The sequence below is a fragment of the Micromonospora sp. GCM10011542 genome (assembly GCF_042650685.1).
GTDB lineage: Bacteria > Actinomycetota > Actinomycetes > Mycobacteriales > Micromonosporaceae > Micromonospora.
In genome coordinates this window covers 44,023-61,208 of the sequence record NZ_JBHSBO010000049.1, presented here as the reverse complement: position 1 = coordinate 61,208, position 17,186 = coordinate 44,023, and the positions used below count along the sequence as shown (strand labels likewise).

At 73.0% G+C, this 17,186-nt stretch carries 18 protein-coding genes and 1 pseudogene; 6 read left to right on the top strand and 13 right to left on the bottom strand.

The features are described 5' to 3' along the window. Window positions 1-659 precede the first annotated feature (659 nt). The 3 genes from lepA to ACFOW4_RS18315 all read right to left on the bottom strand — a co-directional run bounded on the left by lepA (window position 660) and on the right by ACFOW4_RS18315 (window position 3,801). On the bottom strand, window positions 660-2,537 hold the full coding sequence (gene lepA, locus ACFOW4_RS18325; protein ID WP_377529261.1) for a translation elongation factor 4: 1,878 nt from the start codon (window positions 2,535-2,537) through the stop codon (window positions 660-662). A gap of 116 nt (window positions 2,538-2,653) precedes the next feature. Beyond that, window positions 2,654-3,190, bottom strand: a complete 537-nt coding sequence (locus ACFOW4_RS18320) for a DUF4240 domain-containing protein (RefSeq protein ID WP_377529259.1) — start codon at window positions 3,188-3,190, stop codon at window positions 2,654-2,656. Then, a complete protein-coding gene (locus ACFOW4_RS18315; protein ID WP_377529258.1) occupies window positions 3,187-3,801 on the bottom strand; it encodes a DUF4240 domain-containing protein in 615 nt (204 codons plus the stop codon). The genes ACFOW4_RS18320 and ACFOW4_RS18315 overlap by 4 nt, the downstream gene beginning before the upstream one ends. Before the next feature lie 53 nt (window positions 3,802-3,854). Here ACFOW4_RS18315 and ACFOW4_RS18310 point away from each other — a divergent pair, with 53 nt between their 5' ends. Further along, window positions 3,855-4,877 (top strand): phosphotransferase, encoded by a 1,023-nt coding sequence (locus ACFOW4_RS18310; protein ID WP_377529255.1) that lies wholly within the window; start codon window positions 3,855-3,857, stop codon window positions 4,875-4,877. Between the two features lie 157 nt (window positions 4,878-5,034). Beyond that, window positions 5,035-5,301 carry a 30S ribosomal protein S20 gene (gene rpsT, locus ACFOW4_RS18305; protein WP_377529253.1) on the top strand — a complete coding sequence of 89 codons (267 nt, stop codon included), beginning with the start codon at window positions 5,035-5,037 and terminating at the stop codon, window positions 5,299-5,301. Window positions 5,302-5,409: 108 nt separating this feature from the next. Here the strand turns inward: rpsT and ACFOW4_RS18300 are convergent, their stop codons facing one another. Next, window positions 5,410-5,832 carry a hypothetical protein gene (locus tag ACFOW4_RS18300; protein WP_377529250.1) on the bottom strand — a complete coding sequence of 141 codons (423 nt, stop codon included), beginning with the start codon at window positions 5,830-5,832 and terminating at the stop codon, window positions 5,410-5,412. Continuing rightward, the gene (holA, locus tag ACFOW4_RS18295) at window positions 5,829-6,809 is read right to left on the bottom strand and encodes a DNA polymerase III subunit delta (RefSeq protein ID WP_377529267.1); all 981 of its coding nucleotides are present in this window, start codon (window positions 6,807-6,809) and stop codon (window positions 5,829-5,831) included. Before holA ends, ACFOW4_RS18300 begins: the two co-directional genes overlap by 4 nt. A 189-nt stretch (window positions 6,810-6,998) precedes the next feature. Here holA and ACFOW4_RS18290 point away from each other — a divergent pair, with 189 nt between their 5' ends. Further along, on the top strand, window positions 6,999-7,391 hold the full coding sequence (locus tag ACFOW4_RS18290; RefSeq protein ID WP_377529248.1) for a hypothetical protein: 393 nt from the start codon (window positions 6,999-7,001) through the stop codon (window positions 7,389-7,391). A 3-nt stretch (window positions 7,392-7,394) separates the two neighbouring features. Here the strand turns inward: ACFOW4_RS18290 and ACFOW4_RS18285 are convergent, their stop codons facing one another. The 3 genes and pseudogenes from ACFOW4_RS18285 to ACFOW4_RS18275 all read right to left on the bottom strand — a co-directional run bounded on the left by ACFOW4_RS18285 (window position 7,395) and on the right by ACFOW4_RS18275 (window position 11,235). Then, window positions 7,395-8,327: an NAD-dependent epimerase/dehydratase family protein gene (locus tag ACFOW4_RS18285; protein WP_377529246.1), complete on the bottom strand. Its 933-nt coding sequence runs from the start codon at window positions 8,325-8,327 to the stop codon at window positions 7,395-7,397. A gap of 182 nt (window positions 8,328-8,509) precedes the next feature. Then, window positions 8,510-9,641: pseudogene (locus tag ACFOW4_RS18280) on the bottom strand (ComEC/Rec2 family competence protein); the annotation flags it as partial. Window positions 9,642-10,776: 1,135 nt separating this feature from the next. Next, the gene (locus ACFOW4_RS18275) at window positions 10,777-11,235 is read right to left on the bottom strand and encodes a hypothetical protein (protein ID WP_377529265.1); all 459 of its coding nucleotides are present in this window, start codon (window positions 11,233-11,235) and stop codon (window positions 10,777-10,779) included. On the opposite strand from ACFOW4_RS18275, the gene ACFOW4_RS18270 reads away from it, so the two are divergent. After that, complete coding sequence (locus tag ACFOW4_RS18270) at window positions 11,191-11,490, top strand: hypothetical protein (protein WP_377529268.1); 300 nt, start codon at window positions 11,191-11,193, stop codon at window positions 11,488-11,490. The two genes, ACFOW4_RS18275 and ACFOW4_RS18270, sit on opposite strands and share 45 nt — an antisense overlap. Window positions 11,491-11,500: 10 nt before the next feature. On the opposite strand, the gene ACFOW4_RS18265 is transcribed toward ACFOW4_RS18270, so the two are convergent. From ACFOW4_RS18265 to nadD, 5 genes are all read right to left on the bottom strand, one after another. Continuing rightward, the gene (locus tag ACFOW4_RS18265) at window positions 11,501-12,268 is read right to left on the bottom strand and encodes an SDR family NAD(P)-dependent oxidoreductase (protein WP_377529245.1); all 768 of its coding nucleotides are present in this window, start codon (window positions 12,266-12,268) and stop codon (window positions 11,501-11,503) included. A 2-nt stretch (window positions 12,269-12,270) separates the two neighbouring features. After that, entirely contained in the window at window positions 12,271-13,125 is an 855-nt protein-coding gene (locus ACFOW4_RS18260) for a DegV family protein (protein WP_377529243.1), read from the bottom strand. 111 nt (window positions 13,126-13,236) lie between these two features. Then, entirely contained in the window at window positions 13,237-13,866 is a 630-nt protein-coding gene (locus ACFOW4_RS18255) for a histidine phosphatase family protein (RefSeq protein ID WP_377529242.1), read from the bottom strand. Further along, the gene (gene rsfS, locus ACFOW4_RS18250) at window positions 13,863-14,273 is read right to left on the bottom strand and encodes a ribosome silencing factor (protein WP_377529240.1); all 411 of its coding nucleotides are present in this window, start codon (window positions 14,271-14,273) and stop codon (window positions 13,863-13,865) included. The genes ACFOW4_RS18255 and rsfS overlap by 4 nt, the downstream gene beginning before the upstream one ends. Window positions 14,274-14,383: 110 nt before the next feature. After that, window positions 14,384-14,980, bottom strand: coding sequence for a nicotinate-nucleotide adenylyltransferase (gene nadD / locus ACFOW4_RS18245; protein ID WP_377529238.1), 597 nt, complete (start codon window positions 14,978-14,980; stop codon window positions 14,384-14,386). Window positions 14,981-15,127: 147 nt separating this feature from the next. Here nadD and ACFOW4_RS18240 point away from each other — a divergent pair, with 147 nt between their 5' ends. Next, the gene (locus ACFOW4_RS18240; protein WP_377529236.1) at window positions 15,128-15,775 is read left to right on the top strand and encodes a PadR family transcriptional regulator; all 648 of its coding nucleotides are present in this window, start codon (window positions 15,128-15,130) and stop codon (window positions 15,773-15,775) included. Between the two features lie 164 nt (window positions 15,776-15,939). Next, the gene (locus ACFOW4_RS18235; RefSeq protein ID WP_377529234.1) at window positions 15,940-17,145 is read left to right on the top strand and encodes an FAD-dependent monooxygenase; all 1,206 of its coding nucleotides are present in this window, start codon (window positions 15,940-15,942) and stop codon (window positions 17,143-17,145) included. Window positions 17,146-17,186 lie beyond the last annotated feature (41 nt).

Here is a 17,186-nt window from a genome sequence, read left to right as displayed (position 1 = left end):
CACGATGTGTGCTTCCTGTCGTGACCGCTAAGTTCCCGACCCACCGAAAATCCAAACCGACTCAGTCCGGGAAAGCATGGCGGGCGTCAATGCCGAGAGGGTGCGTCGATTCGACCGGGAGCGCGTCCATGGAGGTGGGAGGCGCTGCCGGGGGCCGGGCGGTCGCCGCGGTGGGCCGGGAAAAACTCTTCCGTCGGCGTGCCCCGGAAGGGCAGTCCCCGACGGCACGGCACGGCCGTCAGCCGATCCGTCAGCGGTCGACGGCAGCCCGGAAGCGTCGGACCCGAGAGCCCAGGGCGGCGGGGCCTGCACCCCGCCGAACGGCGAACCCACGCGCGGCCCGGCCGGGAAGAGCACGACCCCAGCCCGGCGACAGAACCAGCCGCCCAACCGGGATCCGCACCACGGCCAGCAACCCAGCCGAGCGACGGACACCTCCGGCCCCGACCCCGGAGAGGACCACGGCCACCAGCCCAGCCGAGCGACGGGCACCTGGGACCACACCCGTAGAGGGCACCACGGCCCCAGCGGCAGACCCATACCGCCCAATCAGGAGGAGGACGACGGCCGGCGTCCCTCGAGCGGCGGGCCGGTGGGCCCGGCTCGGCGGGGGCGCCGGCCGTCGGTCGATCGTCAGCGCCGGCGTACCGGCGCCGTGCTCACTTCTTGCCGGCGGTCTTGCCGTCTCCGGAGTCGGAGGAGAGGGCGGCGATGAAGGCCTCCTGCGGCACCTCGACGCGGCCGACCATCTTCATCCGCTTCTTGCCTTCCTTCTGCTTCTCCAGCAGCTTGCGCTTACGGCTGATGTCACCGCCGTAGCACTTGGCGAGCACGTCCTTGCGGATTGCCCGGATCGTCTCCCGGGCGATCACCCGGCTGCCGATGGCGGCCTGGATCGGCACCTCGAACTGCTGGCGCGGGATCAGGGTGCGCAGCTTGGCGGCGATGGTGACGCCGTAGTTGTACGCCTTGTCCTTGTGCACGATGGCGCTGAACGCGTCCACCGGCTCGCCGTGCAGCAGGATGTCCACCTTCACCAGGTCGGACGCCTGCTCGCCGGAGGGCTCGTAGTCCAGCGAGGCGTAGCCCTTGGTCCGGCTCTTCAACTGGTCGAAGAAGTCGTAGATGATCTCCGCGAGGGGCAGGGTGTAGCGCAGCTCCACCCGGTCGGCGGAGAGGTAGTCCATGCCGAGCAGGGTGCCGCGCCGGCCCTGGCAGAGCTCCATCACCGCGCCGACGTAGTCGTTCGGCGTCAGCACGGTGGCCCGGACCACCGGCTCGTACACCTCGGCGATCTTGCCGGTCGGGTACTCGCTCGGGTTGGTGACGACGATCTCCTGGCCGTCCTCGGTCAGGGCCCGGTAGACCACGTTGGGAGCGGTGGAGATCAGGTCGAGGTTGTACTCGCGCTCCAGCCGCTCCCGGATGATCTCCAGGTGGAGCAGGCCGAGGAAGCCGCAGCGGAAGCCGAAGCCGAGCGCGCCGGAGGTCTCGGGCTCGTAGTCCAGTGCGGCGTCGTTGAGCTTGAGCTTGTCCAGTGCCTCGCGCAGGTTGGGGTAGTCGGACCCGTCGATCGGGTAGAGGCCGGAGTAGACCATCGGCTTCGGGTCCTTGTAGCCACCCAGCGGCTCGGCCGCCGGCCGGCTGTTGATGGTGACCGTGTCACCGACCCGGGACTGCCGGACGTCCTTCACGCCGGTGATGAGGTAACCGACCTCGCCGACGCCGAGCGCGTCGGCCTTCACCATCTCCGGTGAGATGACGCCGATCTCCAGCAGCTCGTGCACGGCGCCGGTGGACATCATCTTGATCCGGTCGCGGGCGCTGATCCGCCCGTCGATCACCCGGACGTAGGTGACCACGCCCCGGTACACGTCGTACACCGAGTCGAAGATCATCGCCCGGGCGGGCTCGGCCGCCTCGCCGACCGGCGGGACGAACTGCCGGACGATCTCGTCGAGCAGGTGCGGCACACCCTCGCCGGTCTTGCCGGAGACCCGGATGCAGTCGGCGGGGTCGCCGCCGATCAGGTGGGCCAGCTCCTCGGCGTACTTCTCCGGCTGGGCGGCCGGCAGGTCGATCTTGTTGAGCACCGGGATGATGCGCAGGTCGTTCTCGAGCGCCAGGTAGAGGTTGGCCAGGGTCTGCGCCTCGATGCCCTGGGCGGCGTCGACCAGCAGCACGGCGCCCTCGCAGGCGGCCAGCGACCGGGACACCTCGTAGGTGAAGTCGACGTGGCCCGGGGTGTCGATCATGTTGAGCACCGCGTGCTCGCCGGCCCGCTCGCCCTCGCGGATGGTCCAGGGCATGCGGACGGCCTGGCTCTTGATGGTGATGCCGCGCTCGCGCTCGATGTCCATCCGGTCCAGGTACTGCGCGCGCATCTGACGGGGATCGACCACGCCGGTGAGCTGCAACATCCGGTCGGCCAGGGTCGACTTCCCGTGATCGATGTGGGCGATGATGCCGAAGTTCCGGATGCGACCGGGGTCGGTGGCACCAGGAGCATTCGCGCCGGGATCGAGCTTCGGTGGCACAGCGGTCCGTTCTGGTCGGCTGACGTGAGCAGGCCGGCGCACCGCCGGCCCCCTCTATGCTCCCACGCCGCCGGCACCAGCCCGCTGCGCGGGCGATCCTCCCCCCGGCACCGGCCTCATTCCAGCGGGGGCTCCACGAAGAGCGCGGCGAGACGGGGCAGCCGCCGCCGGGCCTCCTCCTCGTCGTCGAAGTCCCAGAAGTCGTTGAGGTCGGGCGCGCGCACCGGCTCCCGGTCCGCCGGCAACTCGGCCGCGGTGGCCTTGCGGTACGCGTCCCACGGCACGGCCAGCATCTGCTCGGCGGAGAACTCCTCGCCGCTCAGCGACGCCGCCCGCACCTGCGGCAGCTCCGCCAGCGAGTCGGGGTCGGCGACCGCGCGGGCGAAGACCACCCGCCCCTGGGTCATCAGCCAGCCCCGGAAGTGCTCGAAGCCGTCGGCCGAGGCGCCGCCGTTGATCAGGTACGCGGCACCCCACAGATCCGCCTTGTGCGAGGCGGCCAGCACGCGGGCCTGGTGGCGCGCGTACCCCAAGATGTCCTCCGGATCGCGCTCGGCGAGCAGGGCGACGGCCCGCGCGGCGACCGCGCCCGGCTCTCCCCCGCCGCCGGCCCGGGCCTGGTCGATCAGCTGCCAGAAATCCTCGGTCCTCATGGCCTGGCAGTCTCGCAGATGCCGCCGCGCACGCCGGGGACCAGCGGGAAGAGCGCGACGAGACGCGGATATCGCCGGGCCAGCTCGGCCGGATCGCACAGATCCCACCGCTCGTCGCTGGGGTCGGGCGAGAGTCGCAGCTCCCGCCCGCGTGCCTCCACCGCGTCGTCGAGGCCCTCGGCGAGGCCGGTGATCCGCTCGTACGCGTGGTCGGCGACGTAGTCGAGCGGCTCCCAGTCCGGCCACTCGTCGTCGGCCCAGTCGCGCACCGACCGGCCGGCGAGCCGGCGCACCTGGGGGAGGTCGGCGAGCGCGTCCGGGTCCGCGACCACCCGGTCGAAGACCTCCTGGCCCAGCCCGATCAGCCAGGCCTGAAAGTAGTGGAAGCCGTCGTCGGAACAGAGCCCGGCGCAGATGTGCAGAGCCGGCCCCCACAGGCACCAGAGGTCGGCCCGGGACCGGGCCTCGTCCAGCCGCAGCGCGAAGTCGACCACGTCGTCGGCCGGGCGTTCGGCGAGCCGGTCGGTCAGCCAGGCCACCCGCTCCTCTTGGTCGGCGGTGGCGGTGGCGGAGGCCTCGATGAGCGCCGAGAAGTCGTCGGTTCCGATCACCGGTGCATCATCGCGCTGCGGTACGACACGTACGTCCGGGGCACGATGGCGGGGTGTCCCCGACCTCGCTGCCCCCGGTGCCGTACCACGCGAGCGCCCGCCGCCCGTCGTGGCCGGCGCTGCCGGCGGCGCTGCGGGACGCGGTGGCGGCCCGGCTCGGCGCCCCGGTGGTCAGCGCCCGGACCGCGGGCGCCGGGTTCACCCGGGGCTTCGCGGCCGTGCTGAGCACCGCCGACGGCGGCCGGGCCTTCGTCAAGGCCGCGCCGGCCGCCGAGCAGCCGCACCTGGTCGAGTGGTACGCCCGGGAGGCCGCCATCCTCGACCGGCTCCCGGCCGGTCTGCCGTTGCCCCGCCCCCGCTGGAGCCTGCACGCCGCCGGTTGGTTCGTGCTCTGCACCGACGCCGTCGACGGTCACACCCCGCGGCTGCCCTGGGCGCCCGCCGAACTAGCGGCCACCCTCGCCGGGTACGCCGAGGTGGCCGCCGCCCTCGCGGACCCGCCGGCCGCGCTGACCGGTCTCGGCCTGCCGCACCTGGCCGACCTGGCCCGCGACGACATCCTCTGGTGGGGCGAGGTGGCCGCCGGCCGGGAGCCGCCCCCCGCGCTGCCCGCGCCGCTGCGGGACCGGCTGCCCGAGCTGGTGGCGCTGGAGTCCCGCCTGCCCGGGTACGCCGCCGGGGCGACCGGGCTGATCCACGGCGACCTGCGGGTGGACAACGTGCTGGTCGACACCGCCGGCCGCGCCTGGTTCTGCGACTGGACCTGGCTCTGCCACGGGCCGGCCTGGTTCGATCTGGCCGGTCTGCTGCTCACCGCGTACGCCGGCGGTCTGGACGCCGACCGGCTCTTCGCCGATCACCCGGCGGTCGCCGGCGCACCCACGGACGCCCTGGACGTCACCCTGGCCGCCCTGGCCGGCTACTTCCTCACCACGGCCGCCGCGGCGCCGGCGACGGCCTCGCCGCACCTGCCCGCGCACCAGCGGTGGAGCGGTGAGCAGGCGCTCGACTGGCTGGCCCACCGCCGGGGCTGGTCCCGACCACGCCCAGACGGAGCAGGCCGGCCGGGGGCGTAGCCTGGACGCGACGGGCCGGGTCACCGGCCGCGTGGTGCCGAGCCGTTTTGGCTCGTCCCGGGCGACCTGGTAACCTGGCTCTTCGCGCGGCGATGACGCATGTTCGTCATCCCGAGCACAAGCTGACCAACCCGAGCTATCAAGACGAGGCTGTCGCGTGGCGAACATCAAGTCCCAGATCAAGCGCAACCGGCAGAACGAGAAGGCCCGGCTGCGCAACAAGTCGGTCAAGTCGTCGCTGAAGACCGCCGTCCGGAAGTTCCACGAGGCCGTCGAGGCCGGTGACGTCGAGAAGGCCACCGCGCTGATGCAGGACGCCTCGCGCAAGCTGGACAAGGCCGTCAGCAAGGGCGTCATCCACTCCAACCAGGCCGCGAACCGCAAGTCCGCGATCGCCAAGCGCGTGGTGTCGCTCTCCGCCTGACGACCACCGTCAGACTGTTTTCGGAAAGCCCCGGGCCCCGGCCCGGGGCTTCCGCATGTCCAGCCCCGGCCCACCGCTGCCGCGTAGCGGTCGCTGGTGGTGGCGTCGTCAGGCCGGCGGCTCGGGGCGACCCGGAGGCGGAACCGGCTCGGTGGTGATCACCACGCCGGGCACGCTGTGCCTGATCCAGCCCACCCGGGCCCGGCCGACCACCGGCTCCATCTGCCGGCGGAAGCGGTCCCGTTCCTGCTCGGGCACGAGGGCGGCGGAGCGGACCACCATCGCGGCCACCATGTCGTTGAGCTTGACCATGGCCGCCACCACGGCGGGCAACACCAGCACGGCCCACCAGGTGACCAGCTCGGCGAGGGCGAGCAGCACCGCCAGCGCGATGGTGCCCTCGAAGAAGAGGAAGCAGAGCACGCCGCCGGGGTTGACGAACCGCAGACCGAGGACCCGGGCGTAGAGCGGCCGGTAGCGCTCCTCGTCGGCCGGGATGGTGGCCCACGCCGTCCGGGTCGACCTCGTCACCGGGCGGCGCCCTGCCGGGCGGCGGCGACCGAGAAGACGGCGCGTTCCAGGGCGTACGCCCGGTCGTCCGAGCCGCCCTTGACGGCCGCGTTGCACTCGGCGGCGACCTGCATGGCCCGGACCAGCCCCTCGGGCGTCCAGCCGCGCCCCTGGCGCTGCGCCCGCTCGATCTTCCAGGCCGGCATCCCCAGGCTGCTCGCCAACTGGTACGGGCTGCCCCGCCCGGCCGAGGCCACCCGGGCCACGGTACGCACGCCGTCGGCCAGCGCGTCGGCGATCGGCACCGGATCGACGCCGACGTGCAGGGCCCAGCGCAGCGCCTCCAGCGCCGCGGGCACGTCCCCCACCATGGTCGCGTCGGCGACCGTGAAGCCGGTCACCTCGACCCGGCCGCGGTAGTAGCGGGCCACCGTGTCCGCGCCGATCCGTCCGTCGGTGTCGGCGATCAGCTGGGAGCAGGCGGCGGCCAGTTCCCGCATGTCGTTGCCGACCGCGGCGATCAGCGCCTCGGCGGCGTCGTCGGTGCACTTCCCGCCGGCCCGACGGATCTCGTCGCGGACGAAGGCCACCCGGTCGCGGTGGCCCTTCAGCTTGGCCGCCGGCACCACCGTCGCGCCCGCCGCCCGCAGCCCGTCGGCGAACGCCTTGCCCTTGGCGCCGCCCAGGTGCAGCACCACCAGCTGGACGTCCGGGTCCGGGTTCTTCGCGTACGCCAGCAGCGCGGCGACCAGGTCCTTGCGGGCGTCCTGACCGGCCCGAAGGATGAGCTGCCGCCGCCCGCCGAACAGCGACGGGCTGAGCATTTCGGCGATCTCCCCCACGGTGAGGGCGCTGGCCTGGTACTCCCGCACGTCCACCTCGGGGTCGACGCTGCGGGCCCGGGCGACGGCATCGGCCACCGCGCGCGTGGCGAGCAGTTCCTCGTCACCGAGGACGAGCAGAATGGGGGCGAGGCTGGCGGGGGTCACGTCGCCCATATTCGCACGGGCCACGGCGGGATCGTGCCTGGTCATCGGCCGCTCTGGCGGCGCAGCCCGCACTCAGCGCAAATCCCGACATTCATCCCAGTTGCCTATTTAATCCATAAGCCACCCAAGCGGCGCCGACCGCGCCCTGGGCCGGCGGCCGTCCCACTGAATGTCAGTGCCTCCCTCTAGCCTCAGCGCATGACGATGAACGACCCGGAGGCGGTCCGGCTGGAGTTCCGCGCCATGATGCGCACCATCCTTCGGCAGGAGAAGGTGGGCGACGACACCCTCGGCAGGACGGTCGAGCTGGTCCGCAGCCGGGAGTCGGTGGAGGGCGCCACCGACGAGGAGCTGCGGGTCGAGCTGCGCCGCCTGCACGCCGAACCCCTCGACCACGACGACCCCCAGCAGATCACCGACGAGTTCACGGCCATGCGCTACGGCAGCATGGGGCTGAGCCGGCCGTCGACGCAGGGGCGGGCCATGGCCAAGTTCGTGGCCAATTCCCGCCGTCTCCGCGATGGTGAGATCACCCGTGACGAGTTCGCGCGCATCATGGGCGACGACATCGACGGAGTCCGGTGGATCTGACGATCAGCTGAACAGCTGTCGGAACCCCTCCCGCCACGACGGGTACTCGAGGTTCAGCCCCAGTTCGGCCTTCGCCCTGGCGTTGCTCGCCGCCCGGAGCTGGTTGCCGTAGTAGACGGCCTGCACGCCGATCTGCGCCTCGGCCTCCTCCTCGGAGACGCGCCGTGGCGCGGGGGCGCCCAGGAGCTCGGCCAGGTAGGGCAGCCACTCGGCCTGGGCGGCGGGCTCATCCCCCACGACGTTGTAGATGCCGGGGCTACCCCGGTCGACCGCTTGCACGGCGGCCGCCACCGCGTCGCGGACATGGACCAAGGGGTACTGGCCCGCGCCCTCGCCGACGATCGGCAGGTCGCCCGACTCGATTGCTGTCACCCATTCGCCCCCCGGCCCGATCGCGGTGCCCAGACCGTAGAGGAAGCCGTATCGGAGGACGACGCCGTCGATCCCTGGCGTCTCCAACACGAGTGTCTCGGCCGCCACGTTCGCCCGTACGTGGGTTCGCATCGGCTCCGGAGCGTCCAGGTACAGCGGTGTCGACTCGTCCGTGGGCCCCGGTCCGGTCGGCTGGGTCATGAAGCTGGCGCTCTGCGCGATGACCCGGCGGGTGCCGGCCTCATGAGCCGCCGCCATCAGCGTCCGGGTGCCCTCGCTGCGCAGCCGGTTGGTCATCTCCAGCCATTGGGCGTAGTCACGAGCCGGCGTGGAGAGCGCCGTGATCTGGTTGATGATCACGTCCGGTCCGGCGTCGAGAACCGCCTGCCGCACCGCGGCTTCATCCAGGCCGTTCATCAGGGCCGGCCGCGCCCCGATTGCTTCTATGACGGAGAGGTTCCCGCTCCGGTGGGTGCTGGCCGTGACCTCGTGGCCCTGGCCCACCAGCACCTCGACGAGGGGCCGGCCCAGGACTCCGGTTCCGCCCGCGATGAAGATTCGCACTGCCGTCTCCTCACTGGAACGGGGCGGCGCTCCCGGCTGGTGCGGGAGACAGGTCCGCCACGTACCGTGCCGCGGCCTGTTCGTCGCCGACGGTCGTCGAAATGACCGTATCGCCGATCGCCCGCCCGGTGGCGTGACCCGACCAACCGACAAGCGAACGGGATTCCCTCTTCGCCGCCGGCTCACGACCGGCGGCCCGGCGGAAGACCGCGGCGGACCACCGCCAGGCCGGCCCCGGCCCGGACCACCGCCACGTCGCCGTCGGTGTCGGTACGCAGCACCCGCGCGCCACCGCGGGCCAGCCGGGCGAGCAGCCCCGGATTCGGGTGGCCGTAGGTGTTGCCGGCACCCACCGGCACCAGCGCCACGGCCGGCCGGACCGCGTCGAGGAACGCCGGCTCCTGATAGGCCGATCCGTGGTGGGCGACCTTCAGCACCTCCGCCCGCAACTGCCCGGGCGCGGCGCGCGCCAGCACCTCGTGCTGCTCCTCGGTCTCCGCGTCCCCGGGCAGCAGGATCCGTACCCGGCCACGGTCGCACGTACCACCAGCAAATTGTTGTTCGGGTCGGACCTGGTCCCGTTCAGCGGGTACGGCGGGCCGAGCACCACCAGCTCGACCCCGCCCCACCGGTACCGCGCACCGGCCGCGGTCGCCAGCAGGGGCGCCCGCCCGACGGTCGCCGCCGCCCGGACCAGCTCCCGGCCACTCTCCGGTTCCATTACGGAGGGAACCAGCACGGCGGCCACCCGTCGCCCCCGGAACACGTCGGCCACCCCACCGACATAGTCGGCGTGGAAGTGGCTGACCACCAGCAGCGGCACCTCCCGCACGCCGAGCCGGCGCAGGCAGCCGTCCACCACCCCCGGCTCCGGACCGGCGTCCACCACCACCGCCTGCCCCGGTGCGACCGGCAGCACCAGGGTGCCGCCCTGGCCAACCGCGCAGGCGACCACTACCCAGCCGGGCGGCGGCCAGCCGGTGGCCACCTGCCGGACCGGAAGGGCCCCGAGCAGCGCGACGGCGCCGACCACCGCGACCAGCCGGCGCACCACCGGCCGGCGCACCGCCACCAGCAGCGCCACGGTCAACGCGGCCAGCAGCAGCGCGCCCGGGACCCCGCCGGGCCAGGGCAGGACGCCGGCCGGCAGGCGGGCCAGCTCGCCAGCCAGGCGACGAACTCGGCGCCGGCCGGCCAGACCGGTGACACGACGGGATTAGTGAGCGCGGCAAGGTAGAGGTGATCGACGACGGCACGCTCAAGACCGTCTACCGGTACCCAATGTCGGATGACGAGGAGAAGCAACAACTCTCCATCGTCAGGCTGTCGCTGGAGACTGTTTGAGGGCTGGAAGTGGCCCTACCACGGACAATCCTTGGTCCAGCAGGTCAACATGATGCGCGAGGAGATCCACGAGTCCATCCCGCTGATCGCCCGGCTGGGGAGATCGAGGCAAACCTCACGCCAGACGATCCAGGCCCGCAGATCGCAGCGGACGGCTTTCACTCTTGGGTGTGGAGCGCGGCTAAGCCGCACTGGGACAGTGGCAACGATCGAGCGGCGATCCACGCCGCAGCGGCCGGTCGCCGCGGGCGGTGATGCAGGTTCGCAGCCGCAGCAGCGGATCCGAGGTCTGTGTGGGTTTACGCATGGGCAGCCCCTGGGGGAGACCCCAGACTGGAGGGTCTGTCTGGAGCGGTATCGACCGCTGAGAGCGGCCGTGACCTGGGCTGCAAGCGTTTCTGGGGGTCGTTTCGGGGGTCAGGATCAAGACGGACGGTAGAACGGAGATCGGCACTGACACCCACCTGGCCGGCCACACCGAGGCTGGGGTGCCGGTGCGGTGAGAGTCTGTACGAGTCGAGCCGGTAGGGGCGCTGGTGGGTGGTCGCTGTGCTGGTCATCATCGTTGTCGCTCCATCGTCAGAGGTACGGGTCGGCGTACGGTGCGCGCACCAGCCGCTGCGGCGGCGGGAGCGCCTTGACAGGTCTGGTCAGTGTCTGTCAGCTCGCGGGCCTGCTGACAAACGCGGAGGCTGGTCTGACAGCGGCGGCTCGGTCTGACCGAAGCCGTGAGTTGGGGCTCTGTCATGCGGCCTCCCGCGCTGACAGATCCGGTGCGGGCGGGGTGATCTCGGCTCGTAGGACGCGCACGAGCGGAAGGCCGTGGCTTTGGACAGCTGCTGCCCGTCAGCGCGCAACTGTCGGGCAAGGGCCTTGCGGGACAGCGGGTTCGCCTCGGCGGTGAGTATGCGGGCGGCGGTCCCGGCGGCCGGGACCAGCGCTACGACCTCCGGGCCGCACTCGTCGGCCGACGCCTGGTTGTCCCGGCGGTCCGGGACCGGCCGGAGACTGGTCCGCGACGGCGGGACCGCGGTCACTGAGTCCCGGACCGCAGCGGCGGTGACGGGGACCGGCTAGCGGGTGTCCGGGACCAACGCGTCGACAGTCAGCGGCGGTCCGGGCTCGGGCGGCGTCCCGCACGGCCAAGCGGGCCGCCGGTGGCTGCCGCTCCGCAGACCACGCCGAGACCGACCGCGACCGCGGTCCACGCGCAGTGGCGGACGGTGGCCGGGGGAAGGCCGAGGTGACCGAGCAGGTGCAGTGCGCCAGCCGCCGACAGGCCGGCCGCCGCACCGGCCAGCAGCAGGACCGTGCGGGCGCCGAGGTGCAGGCCGGCCAGCACGGTGAGCCAGGTCCCCACGGCCAGCCCGGCCAACCGCACGTCCGCCGGTGCCGCGCTCCGGCCACGGGCTGCCCGCTCACACGGGCACCAGGTCCTTGAGCTGCTCGTAGCGGGCGTCGCCGAGGCCCTCGACCTGGCGCAGGTCACCCACCGGCCGGACCCGCCGGGCTGGTCGCGGTGGGTGCGGATCCGCTGGGCGAGCACCGGCCGGACGCCGGGCAACGCGTCGAGCTGCGCCAGCGTCGCGGTGTTCAGGTTCAGCGGCCGGCCCCGGCGGCGGGCACCCCACCCGTGAGCGGACCGGCCGCGCCGCCCGCGACCGGCGGTGGCGTCCCGCCAACCACGATCAGCTCCCCGTCGGTGACCTTGCGGGTTGGGGTTGAGCAGGGCCACCTCGACTCCGGGCAGCGCACCGCCGGCCGCCTGTGGCGCGTCGGCGAGCCGGGCACCGGCCGGCAGGCGCAGGTCTGCTGCTAAGGCGCCGGGGTCAGCGGGCCTTCGGATCCAGGCCGAGTACGGCCCGTCCGCCGTCCACCGGCAGGGTGACCCCGTTGACGAAGCTCGCCGCCGGGGACAGCAGGTACGCCACCGCCTCGGCCACCTCGTCGACCCGGCCGATCCGACCCACCGGATGCAGCCGGGTCAGCTCGGCGTCGATCCGCTCGGCGTCGGCGGGATCCTGGGCGGCGACGAAGTTGGCGTGCCGTTCGGTGGCGATGGAGCCGAGGGCGACCGCGTTGGCCCGGATGCCGTGCCGCCCGTACTCGACGGCCAGCGCCCGGGTCAGCCCCTCCACCGCCGCCTTGGAGGTCGAGTACGGCAGCGCGCCCGGCACCGGCCGGCGGGCCTGGCGCGAGGACACGTTCACGATCGCGCCCCCGGTGCCGGCGGCCAGGAACCGGCGCACCGCCGTCGCGGCGCCCACCACGGCCGGGCGCAGGTTGCGTCCGATCAGGTCCAGCACCAGCCCGGCCGGCGCGGAGTGCAGGTGGGCGTCCCGGAACACCGCCGCGTTGTTCACCCAGCCGGTCAGCGGCGCCGCCCGTTGCGCCAGGGCGGCGGCTCGCTCGGCGACCTCCTCGTCGCCGGCGTCGCCGACCACCGCGACCAGCCGGTCGGCCGCCGGATGCCCGGTCAGCCAGTCCACGGCGTCGGCGTCGCGCTCCACGACGACCACCGTGGCGGCGGTCGCCACCAGGCGTTCCACCACGGCACGGCCCACACCGCGACCCCCGCCGGTCACCACACAGGACATCGTCAGGCAGCCGCCCGGCGGTGTACGACCACGCAGGCCAGGCCCGGGCCGGCGTGCGCGGCGACCACCGCACCGGCCTCGGAGACGTACGCGTCGCGCAGCCGGTCGCCGAGCCGGTCGGTCAGCGCGGCGAGCAGCGCCTCGGCCCGCTGCGGCGCGGCGAGGTGGTGCACCGCCAGGTCCACCTCGGCGTCGCCGGCGGCCTCGACGGCCAGGTCGACCAGCCGTGCCACTCCCCGGCTGGCGGTACGCACCTTCTCCCGCAGCACGATCGCTCCGTCCGGCATGTGCATGATCGGCTTGACCGACAGCGCGGTGCCCAGCAGCGCCGAGGCGGCGTTGATCCGGCCACCTCGGCGCAGGAACTCCAGCGTGTCGACGTAGAACCAGACGGTGGTGCGGGCGACGGTGTCCAGCGCGGCGTCGCGTACCCCGGGCAGGTCGGCACCGGCCGCGGCGGCGGTGGCGGCGGCGATCGCCGGGAAGCCCAGGCCCATGCCGGCCGACCGGCTGTCCACCACGGCGACCCGGTCGCCCAGGTCGGCGGCGGCCAGTTGGGCCGCCTCGACGGTGCCGGAGAGTTCGGCGGACAGGTGCACCGAGACCACCCCGTCGGCGCCGGCGTCGAGCAGCCGGCGGTACGTCAGGGAGAACTGCTCCGGCGCGGGACGGGAGGTGCTGACCGTGACCCGCCGGCCGCTCAACGCCCGGGTGGCGTCGGCTGGATGGATCTCCACCCCCTCCAGACCCTCGGCGCCGTTGAGGACGACGGTCAGTGGCACCACGGTCAGCCGGTGCGCCTGCACCAGCTCGGAGGGGAGGTAGGCGGTGGAGTCGGTGACGACCGCGACGGGCATGCCCGGCACGCTAGCCGATCTCGGCGACCAACGCCGAGCCGCAGCGACGCAGAACGGCCGGACCCGCACCGGTCGCCCGGGCGGTCCGACCGCTGCAAGACGCCCTACCGGTCAGACCGCGTCGGCGACGGCCGGGGCGGTGACCAGGCCGACGTTGTGCGCCCGCAGCTGCCAGCCCCGGACGTCGTCGTGGCGCAGCTCGGTCCAGTGGCAGTTGGCCAGGGAGCCGATGGTGCGCAGCACGCCGGGATCCCAGCCGAGCAGGTGCCCGACGCCCTGCCGGGAGCCGCCGCCGTGGGTGGCGATCACCACGGTGCCGCCGGGCGCCGCGTCGGCCGCCTCCTGGAGTGCGGCGGCGACCCGGATGCCCAGGTCGTGCAGGGGCTCCAGGTCGGCGCCAGGGTCGGGGTCACCGGCCCGCCAGCGCGCGTACTCGGTGGGAAAGCGCTCGACGACCTCGGTGAGCAGCAGCCCCTGCCACTGGCCGAAGTGCCGCTCCCGCAGCCGCGCGTCGGTGCGGACCGGCAGCCCGGTGAGCGTGGCCAGCGCGGCGGCGGTGTCAGCCGCGCGGCTCAGGTCGCTGGCCACGATGGCGTCCGGCCGCAGCGCCGCGAGCAGCGGCGCCGCGGCGTGGGCCTGGTCACGGCCGAGCTCGTTGAGGGGTACGTCGGTCTGCCCCTGGACCCGGTTGGCGGCGTTCCAGTCGGTGTTGCCGTGCCGCCAGATGATCAGCCGAGTCATTCGGCCGAGGCGCCGGACCCGGTGGCGTCGGCCTCGACCAGGTCGCGGTCGACGAACGGGATCGTCGGGCAGTCCTTCCAGAGCCGGTCGAGGGCGTAGAACTCACGCTCCTCGGTGTGCTGGACGTGCACCACGATGTCGACGTAGTCGAGCAGCACCCAACGACCGCCGCGCTCACCCTCGCGCCGCACCGGCTTGGCCTTCTCCGGCAGCTCCAGCAGGCGCTCCTCGATGGCGTCAACGATGGCGAGCACCTGACGCTCGTTCGGGGCGGCGGCGAGCAGGAACGCGTCGGTGATGGCGAGCTGGTCGCCGACGTCGATGATGACGATGTCCTGCGCCTTCTTGTCGGCGGCGGCCTGCGCGGCGGCTTGTGCCAGCTCGTGAGCGCGTTCGGAAACTGTCACCGTTCTCCTTCGATCAACCGTGCGATCCTCCAAGCGTCTCACATGCCGTGGCGCGGCGACTCGTCAGTTCTGGTCGATTACCCGGCGGAAGGCCCCCAAAGCGGGCGTAATTACCGCTGATACAGGCGTCGCTTGGCGATGTACTGCACCACACCGTCGGGCATTAGGTACCAGACCGGCTCACCGCGGGCGACCCGCGCGCGGCAGTTGGTGGACGAGATGGCCATCGCCGGCACCTGCACCAGGCTGACCGTGTCGGCCGGCAGGTGCTTGTCGGTCAACTCGAAGCCGGGCCGGGTCACCCCGATGAAGTGAGCCAGCTCGAAGATCTCGTCCAGGTCCTTCCAGGACAGGATCTTCTCCAGCGCGTCCGCGCCGGTGATGAAGAAAAGCTGCACCTTGGGGCCGTACTCGGCCTGCAGGTCGCGCAGGGTGTCGACCGTGTAGGTGGGGCCACCCCGGTCGATGTCGACCCGGCTGACCTGGAACCGCGGGTTGGACGCGGTCGCGATGACCGTCATCAGATAGCGGTCCTCGGCGGGGCTGACCGGCTCGTCGGCCTTCTGCCACGGCTGCCCAGTGGGTACGAAGACCACCTCGTCCAACCCGAACCGGTCCGCGACCTCGCTGGCCGCGACGAGGTGCCCGTGGTGGATCGGGTCGAAGGTGCCGCCCATGATGCCGATCCGCCGGATGTCTTCCTCCACCACCCGATCGTAGGCCGGGGGTCGGCTGCGACTTTCCCGGCCCACATCGCGCCCGCCTCGCGGGACAGCGGCTCAGGGGTCGCGGCGGCATCACTCGTGGCCATATACTCGTGGACAAATAATCGGATGCGAGCATGGAGGCCGGTCATGCCGAAGCGCCGCAAGGTCGGCAATCTGCTGGCACTGGCCGTGCTCTCCGCCCTCGTCCAGCGCCCGATGCACCCGTACGAGATCGCCACCGCGCTGCGGGCCTGGGGCAAGGACCAGGACATGGAGATCAAGTGGGGGTCCTTCTACACGGTCATCCGTAATCTCGACAGGCACGAGATGATCGCCGCGGTGGAGAGCGTGCGCGAGGGCCGCCGTCCCGAGCGCACCGTCTACCGGATCACCGACGCGGGGCGGGCGGAGCTGGTCGACTGGGCCCGCGAGCTGGTCTCCACACCGATGCCGGAGCACCCGCGCTTCCGCGCCGGCCTCTCCGTGCTCGCCGCGCTGCACCCCGACGAGGCCACCGCCCTGCTGCGGCAGCGGCTCGGCCTGCTGGTCGACGCGATCACGGCCGACCGCGCCACGCTCGACGAGCACCTGCGGGCCATCCCGCGGCTGTTCCTCGTCGAGACGGAGTACGACCTCGCCATGCGGGAGGCGGAGGCGGCCTGGCTGCGCGCCCTGCTCGACGAGCTGACCTCGGGCACCTACCCGGGGCTGGACACCTGGCGGGCCTTCCACGAGACCGGCGAGATGCCGGCCGAGCTGACCGAACTGGCAGAAAGGACCAGCCCACCCGACTGACGAAGAACGGCCCCGGCGGGGTGCGCCAACACCCCACCGGGGCCCTGACCTCGGAACCACACCTGGGAAGGTGCCCGGCCCGAAGCGGCAACCACGAGGATAACCGGGCTCCCTCCCAGGTCGGTTCCGCACGCGCACGGACCGACGACCCCAGGGAGAGAAGCATGACCACGGTACGAACAGCGCTCGTCATCGGCGGCGGCATCGCCGGCCCGGTGACGGCCCTCGCGCTGCGCCGCGCGGGCATCACCGCCACCGTGCACGAGGCGTACCCGGGCACCGCCGACGGCATCGGCGGCACCCTCGCCCTCGCGCCCAACGGGGTGGCCGCCCTGGGCGCGGTCGACGCCGACGAGGCCGTGACCGCGACCGCCACGCCGATCCGGCGCACCGCGATGGCCGTCGGCCGCCGCCGCATGGACCTGCCGACGCTGGCCGACGCGCCGCCGCTGCGGGTGGTGCACCGCGCCGACCTGCACCGCGTCCTGCACGACCGGGCGGTGGCCGAGGGCATCGCGTTCGAGTACGGCAGACGCCTGGTCGACGTCCACGAGACGGGTACTGGCATCACCGCCCACTTCACCGACGGCAGCACCGCCAGCGCGGACATCCTCGTCGGAGCCGACGGCATCCGCTCGACGGTGCGGACCCTCATCGACCCGGCCGCACCCGGGCCACGGTTCACCGGGCTGCTCGGCTTCGAGGCGGTGGCCCGGCACCGGGTGGACGCCGAGCCGGGCACCATGACCTTCGCCTTCGGCCGGCGGGGCTACTACCTCTACTGGCCGGAGCCCGGCGGCGGCACCCGGTGGGGCGTCAACCTGCCCCGGGAGCGGCCGATGAGCCTGGTCGAGGCCCGCGCGGTGCCGGCGCAGGAGTGGCTGCGCACGCTGCGCGACACCTACGGCGACGACGACCCGGGCGGCGAGCTGATGCGGACCAGCACCGCCGACGGCCTGCAGGTGGTGGGGGCGTTGCAGATCATGCCGCCGGTGCCGCACTGGCACCGGGGCCGGATGGTGCTGGTCGGCGACGCCGCCCACGCGCCGTCCAACAGCTCCGGTCAGGGGGCTTCACTGGCCATCGAGAGTGCGCTGCAACTGGCCCGCTGCCTGCGGGACCTGCCCGACGTGCCAACGGCGTTCGCCGCCTTCGAACGACTGCGCCGCGACCGGGTGGAGAAGGTCGCGGCCCGCGCCGCCCGGATCAACCACGCCAAGGCCCCGGGGCCGGTGGCCCGCGCCGTGCTGCCGCTGCTGCTGCCGCTGCTGGCGCGCACCGTCATGGACCCGGAGAAGACGGTCGCCGTGGAGCAGCGCTACCGCATCGACTTCGACGCCCCGGTGACTGCGGATCCGGCGTTGCGCTGACCCGGGTGCGGGGTGGCACACCATCGCCCTGTGCCACCCCG

Excerpts from the sequence above, each read along its gene's own strand:
- holA (WP_377529267.1), bottom strand. The coding sequence starts at position 6,809 with ATGGGCGACGTGACCCCCGCCAGCCTCGCCCCCATTCTGCTCGTCCTC.
- ACFOW4_RS18240 (WP_377529236.1), top strand. The coding sequence starts at position 15,128 with ATGCCGAAGCGCCGCAAGGTCGGCAATCTGCTGGCACTGGCCGTGCTC.
- ACFOW4_RS18260 (WP_377529243.1), bottom strand. The coding sequence starts at position 13,125 with ATGCCCGTCGCGGTCGTCACCGACTCCACCGCCTACCTCCCCTCCGAG.
- ACFOW4_RS18290 (WP_377529248.1), top strand. The coding sequence starts at position 6,999 with ATGACGATGAACGACCCGGAGGCGGTCCGGCTGGAGTTCCGCGCCATG.
- ACFOW4_RS18235 (WP_377529234.1), top strand. The coding sequence starts at position 15,940 with ATGACCACGGTACGAACAGCGCTCGTCATCGGCGGCGGCATCGCCGGC.
- ACFOW4_RS18255 (WP_377529242.1), bottom strand. The coding sequence starts at position 13,866 with ATGACTCGGCTGATCATCTGGCGGCACGGCAACACCGACTGGAACGCC.
- ACFOW4_RS18320 (WP_377529259.1), bottom strand. The coding sequence starts at position 3,190 with ATGAGGACCGAGGATTTCTGGCAGCTGATCGACCAGGCCCGGGCCGGC.
- ACFOW4_RS18265 (WP_377529245.1), bottom strand. The coding sequence starts at position 12,268 with ATGTCCTGTGTGGTGACCGGCGGGGGTCGCGGTGTGGGCCGTGCCGTG.